The sequence below is a fragment of the Rathayibacter sp. AY1E8 genome (assembly GCF_002931415.1).
In the GTDB taxonomy this organism is placed as follows: domain Bacteria; phylum Actinomycetota; class Actinomycetes; order Actinomycetales; family Microbacteriaceae; genus Rathayibacter.
The window spans coordinates 1-4,663 of record NZ_PSVI01000096.1 but is presented as its reverse complement, the minus strand read 5'-3'; the positions used below and the strand labels follow the sequence as shown (position 1 = coordinate 4,663).

Sequence of the window (4,663 nt, the reverse complement as noted above, 5' to 3'; positions counted from 1 at the left end):
GATGAACTCGTGGCCGAAGGTGTGGCCGATCCGGGTGTCCGGGAGCAGCCCGTGGTAGATGTGCAGATCGGATCCGCAGATCGCCGCCATCGTCACCCGGACGATCGCGTCGTTCGGGTGCTCGATCCTCGGCCGGTCCTTCTCCTCCACGCGGACCTTGTAGGGGCCCCGGTAGACCATCGCGCGCATGCCGCCTCCTGTGTCGTCGTCCCTTCAGCGTGCGTCGTGCTCCCGCCGGTCCTCCAGGGGGTTGCGCGCGCGGCCCGGGATCCCCAGCGCCCGTCCCTCCGCGTTCCGCTCCTCCCTCTCCGCGAGATGCCACCCGGATGCGCGGCACGCCGCAGGAGGCGCACCGGAGCGGTATCTCAAGGAGAGGGGACGGGCACGGGCACAGGCGCACCCGCGGACGTAGGATTGACTCCATGCCGCAGATACGGATCAGGGACGCCGCCGCCGCGCTCGGCGTGAGCGACGACACGCTGCGGCGCTGGATCGAGAACGGGACGCTCGAGAGCGCGAAGGACGCGTCCGGGAGACGCGTCGTCGACGGCCTCGAGGTCGCCCGGCTCGCCCGCGCGAACGCCGTGCTGCCGGAGGATCCGTCCCCGGTCGCGCGCTCGGCCCGCAACCGCTTCGTCGGGATCGTCACCGGCATCGTGATGGACACCGTGATGGCGCAGGTCGAGCTGCAGTGCGGTCCGCACCGCGTGGTCTCGCTGATGAGCAGCGAAGCGGTCCGCGAGCTCGGGCTCGAGCCCGGGTCTCCCGCGGTGGCGGTGGTCAAGGCGACCACGGTCATCGTCGAGACGCCGCTCGCCCGCGTCTGATGCGCACCGGGTCCGGCCTGCCGCGCTGGGTCGTGGCCGTCGCCGCGCTCGGCGCCCTGCTGGTGCTGCTCCCGCTCGCCGCGATCCTCGCCCGCGTCGACTGGCCGCAGTTCCTGCCGCTGATCACCTCCGACTCCTCCGTCGCCGCGCTCCTGCTGAGCCTGCGCACCTCCGCCGTCGCGACCCTGCTGTGCCTGCTGCTCGGCACCCCGATGGCCCTCGTGCTCGCCCGCACGGCCTTCCCCGGCCAGCGCCTGCTCCGCTCGCTGGTGCTGCTGCCGCTGGTGCTGCCGCCGGTGGTCGGCGGGCTGGCGCTGCTCTTCACCTTCGGGCGGATGGGCCTCCTCGGCGGCGCGCTGGAGGCCCTCGGCGTCCGCATCGCGTTCTCGACCACCGCCGTCGTGATCGCGCAGACCTTCGTGGCCCTGCCGTTCCTGGTGCTGACGCTCGAGGGCGCGCTGCGCAGCGCCGGCGCGCGGTACGAGTCGGTCGCCGCGACGCTCGGCGCGTCCCCCGGGACGGTGCTCCGGCGGATCACGCTGCCGCTGATCCTGCCGGGCCTCGCCTCGGGCGCGATCCTCTCGTTCGCGCGGGCGCTCGGCGAGTTCGGGGCGACGCTGACCTTCGCCGGCAGCCTCGAGGGCACGACGCGCACCCTCCCGCTCGAGATCTACCTGCAGCGGGAGAGCGATCCGGACGCGGCGGTCGCCCTCGCGCTGGTGCTCGTGGTGGTCGCGGTGCTCGTGATCGGTCTCGCGCACGGCCGCTCCGCCCGGGGGGTGCCGCGGTGAGCCTGCTGCTGGAGGCGCGGCTCGCGGCGCGCGGGATCGACGTGCGGATCGACGTGGCCGAGGGCGAGACGATCGCGCTGCTCGGGCCCAACGGCGCGGGCAAGTCGACCGTGCTCGAGCTGATCGCCGGCCTCGTCCGCGCCGACTCCGGGCGGGCGACCGCCGGCGGCGAGCTGCTCTTCGACGACCGCCGGTGGACTCCTCCGCACCGGCGCCCCGTCGCCCTGCTGGCGCAGGATCCGCTGCTGTTCCCGCACCTCAGCGTGCGCGAGAACGCGGCGTTCGGTCCGCGCAGCGCCGGCGCCGGGCGGGCGCGGTCCCGCGAGCGGGCCGAGCGCGAGCTGGCCGCCGCGGGCGTGGCCGACCTGGCCGACCGGCGCCCGGGGAGCCTCTCCGGCGGCCAGGCTCAGCGGGTCGCCCTCGCCCGGGCCCTCGCGACCGACCCGCGCCTCCTGCTGCTCGACGAGCCGCTGGCCGCGGTCGACGCCCGGACCGCCCCCGTCCTCCGCCGGATGCTCCGCGAGGTGCTCGCCGACCGCTCGGCGATCGTGGTCACCCACGACGTGCTCGACGCCTGGACCCTCGCCGACCGGGTTCTGGTGCTGCACGGCGGCCGCGTGGTCGAGGAGGGGCCGACCGCCCGCGTCCTCACCCGCCCTCGCACCGCGTTCACCGCCGAGCTCGCCGGGCTCGAGCTGCTCGAGGGCGTCCGCACCGCGACGGGTCTGCGCACCGCCGACGGGCACGAGCTGTCCGGAGTCGCGGCCGAGCCGGTCGCGGTCGGCGCCGCGGTGCTCGCCGCGGTCCGCCCCTCCGCCGTCTCCGTCGGAGAGGGAGGCCTCCGCGCCGTGATCACCGATGTGGAGCAGCGGGGAGACGCGGTGCGGGTGCGCAGCGCGCTCCTGACCGCCGACGTCCCGGCGGCCGACGCGGCGCGCCTCGACCTCACGCCCGGACGCGAGGCAGGCTTCACCGTCGCTCCGGAGGATCTGCTGGTCTACCCGGCATGAGGGGCGGGCACGAGGAGACGGCTCGCCATGAATCCGTCCCTCGGACCGCCGGTGCTCGACGCGAGGTACGGCGCGAGCGCCCGTCCCGCTACTCCGCCCCGCCGCCGTCCCCGCCGGGCGCCGCGCCGGACAGCGGGAGCCACACCCGCAGCCGCGCCCCCGTCAGCACGGGCGAGTCCGAGAGCTCCAACGAGCCCCCGTAGACCGCGAGCTGCCGCTCCAGCCGCGCCAGGCCCGAGCGCGTCGACCCCTCGACGAGTCCGCGGCCGTCGTCGTCGAGGGTGAGCACCACGACGCCCGCCTCCTCGTCGCCGCGCACCCGCAGCGAGGAGGCGCCGCCGTGCTTCAGCGCGTTGGTGACCGCCTCCTCCAGGAACCGGACCAGGAGCATCCGCTGGTCGAGCGGCGGCTCGGCGCCCTCGGCGGCGAGCGCCGGAATGCGGCCGAGGTCGAGGTCGACGGCGATCTCGGGAGGGAGGCGCGCGACGAGGTCGCGGACGGCGGGGACCAGGCCGTGGTCGATCTCGACCGGGTAGAGGGCGTGGCCGACCGCGCGCACCTCGTCCTCGCGGAGCCGGTCGAGACGGGCGGCGATGGCGAGCAGCCGCTCCGAGGCCGCCTCGTCGGATGCGCTAGCGACCGCGTGCAGCTCGGCGGTCAGCACCACGAGTCCGTTCTGGAGGCCGCCGTGCAGGCTCTGCGCGACGTCGCGCCGCACCCGCAGCTCCTCCCGCTGCAGGGCCTGCACCGCCTCGAGCGCCTGCACGGAGGCGCGGGCGTGCTCCCGCTCCTTCTCGCGCACCCGCCGTGCCGCGCGCACGAGAAGGTAGCCGTAGGCGGTGATCAGCGCGATCACCGTGGATCCGACGACCAGCTCGACCGCGAGAGCGGGGAGTGCCGAGAGCGGGTAGACGCCGGTCAGCACCTGGAGGCAGCAGCGGACGAGTCCCATCCCCACGGCGATGACCGCCGTCAGGGCCACCCGGCCGCTGCCGGTCGAGCGCTCGGGACGCAGCACCGCGACAAGGGCGATCGCGAGCCCGATCGTCGACACGTTGACCAGGACGCGCGTCGTCACGTCGAGCAGCGGCCCCGGATCGACCCCCCGCAGCGTCCGCGACAGCATCCCGAGCGCGAAGACGGCCTGGAGCGCGGCCAGCAGCGAGAGCACGCCGCCCAGGAGGGCCATCGCTCCGAGGACGATGCGGTTGTCCTCGCGCGTATCGCTCGGGCCGGCGCTCATCCGGTGTGCTCGAGGAAGAGGAGCGTCGCGTCGACCCGCGGGTTGCGCTCGCCGTCCGAGCGGACGCCGAGGGACGCGTAGACGGCGTTGACGTGGTTGTCGACCGAGCGGACCGCGATGCCGAGGCGCTCGCCGATCGCGGCGTTGGTCAGCCCCGATGCGAGGCCCGAGAGCACCTCGTACTGGCGCGGGCTCAGCGCGGCGACCGGGGAGTCGCGGCGGGCCGCGCGGGCGGCGACCAGCGCCGGATCGAGCACGGTGCGGCCGTCCGCCGTCGCGCGGACGGAGGCGAGCAGGGCGGGGGCGGAGAGGGAGGAGGTCTTCGAGAGGTAGCTCCAGCCGCCGGCCTCGGCGCGGTCGAGGCGGAGGAAGCGGTGCATCGCGTCGACGGCCGAGAGCAGGACGATGCCCAGCCCGGGCGCGGTGGACCGCAGCCGGCGCCCGAGCTCGATGCCGTCCCCGTCGCCGAGCTCGATGTCGAGGATCGCCACGTCGAGCTCCGCGGGCCGCAGCACCGACCGCGCCTCCGTGGCGGATCCGGCCTCCACGACGCTCCGCACGCCCGGCACCGCGCGCAGCAGCGACGACAGCATGTGCAGGTAGAGGGGCTGGTCGTCGACGACGGCCAGCCTGAGCTCCGGAACGCCCCCCACGGATGTCATCCGCCCATCTTCACCCATGCTCCGGAGGTCCAGGCGTCCCTCGACCGGGGGGCGTCGCGCGGAGATCCGCGTCAGCGCCGGGGCGGCGGCGGGCGCCTGCCCCGTGAGCGGGGGGGATCAGGAGTGACGG

At 75.4% G+C, this 4,663-nt stretch carries 6 protein-coding genes; 3 read left to right on the top strand and 3 right to left on the bottom strand.

All coding sequences use genetic code 11. The features are described from left to right. On the bottom strand, positions 1-189 hold a 189-nt coding region (locus tag C5C74_RS16605), incomplete at its 3' end, for an alcohol dehydrogenase catalytic domain-containing protein (protein WP_181134732.1). Positions 190-422: 233 nt separating this feature from the next. Here C5C74_RS16605 and C5C74_RS16600 point away from each other — a divergent pair. Genes C5C74_RS16600 through C5C74_RS16590 form a run of 3 tightly spaced genes read left to right on the top strand, consistent with a single transcriptional unit; the run spans position 423 to position 2,628 of the window. Further along, positions 423-827 (top strand): molybdopterin-binding protein, encoded by a 405-nt coding sequence (locus tag C5C74_RS16600; RefSeq protein ID WP_104351922.1) that lies wholly within the window; start codon positions 423-425, stop codon positions 825-827. Further along, positions 827-1,618, top strand: a complete 792-nt coding sequence (locus tag C5C74_RS16595; RefSeq protein ID WP_104222446.1) for an ABC transporter permease — start codon at positions 827-829, stop codon at positions 1,616-1,618. Before C5C74_RS16600 ends, C5C74_RS16595 begins: the two co-directional genes overlap by 1 nt. Continuing rightward, the gene (locus tag C5C74_RS16590) at positions 1,615-2,628 is read left to right on the top strand and encodes a sulfate/molybdate ABC transporter ATP-binding protein (RefSeq protein ID WP_104351921.1); all 1,014 of its coding nucleotides are present in this window, start codon (positions 1,615-1,617) and stop codon (positions 2,626-2,628) included. The genes C5C74_RS16595 and C5C74_RS16590 overlap by 4 nt, the downstream gene beginning before the upstream one ends. An 88-nt stretch (positions 2,629-2,716) precedes the next feature. On the opposite strand, the gene C5C74_RS16585 is transcribed toward C5C74_RS16590, so the two are convergent. Continuing rightward, positions 2,717-3,871, bottom strand: coding sequence for a sensor histidine kinase (locus tag C5C74_RS16585; protein ID WP_104351920.1), 1,155 nt, complete (start codon positions 3,869-3,871; stop codon positions 2,717-2,719). Continuing rightward, a complete protein-coding gene (locus tag C5C74_RS16580; protein ID WP_104267465.1) occupies positions 3,868-4,533 on the bottom strand; it encodes a response regulator in 666 nt (221 codons plus the stop codon). The genes C5C74_RS16585 and C5C74_RS16580 overlap by 4 nt, the downstream gene beginning before the upstream one ends. Positions 4,534-4,663: the final 130 nt, after the last annotated feature.

What these genes read in the sequence shown, in the direction of transcription:
- C5C74_RS16600 (WP_104351922.1), top strand. Translation starts at nt 423, where the DNA reads ATGCCGCAGATACGGATCAGGGACGCCGCCGCCGCGCTCGGCGTGAGC.
- C5C74_RS16595 (WP_104222446.1), top strand. Translation starts at nt 827, where the DNA reads ATGCGCACCGGGTCCGGCCTGCCGCGCTGGGTCGTGGCCGTCGCCGCG.
- C5C74_RS16585 (WP_104351920.1), bottom strand. Translation starts at nt 3,871, where the DNA reads ATGAGCGCCGGCCCGAGCGATACGCGCGAGGACAACCGCATCGTCCTC.
- C5C74_RS16580 (WP_104267465.1), bottom strand. Translation starts at nt 4,533, where the DNA reads ATGACATCCGTGGGGGGCGTTCCGGAGCTCAGGCTGGCCGTCGTCGAC.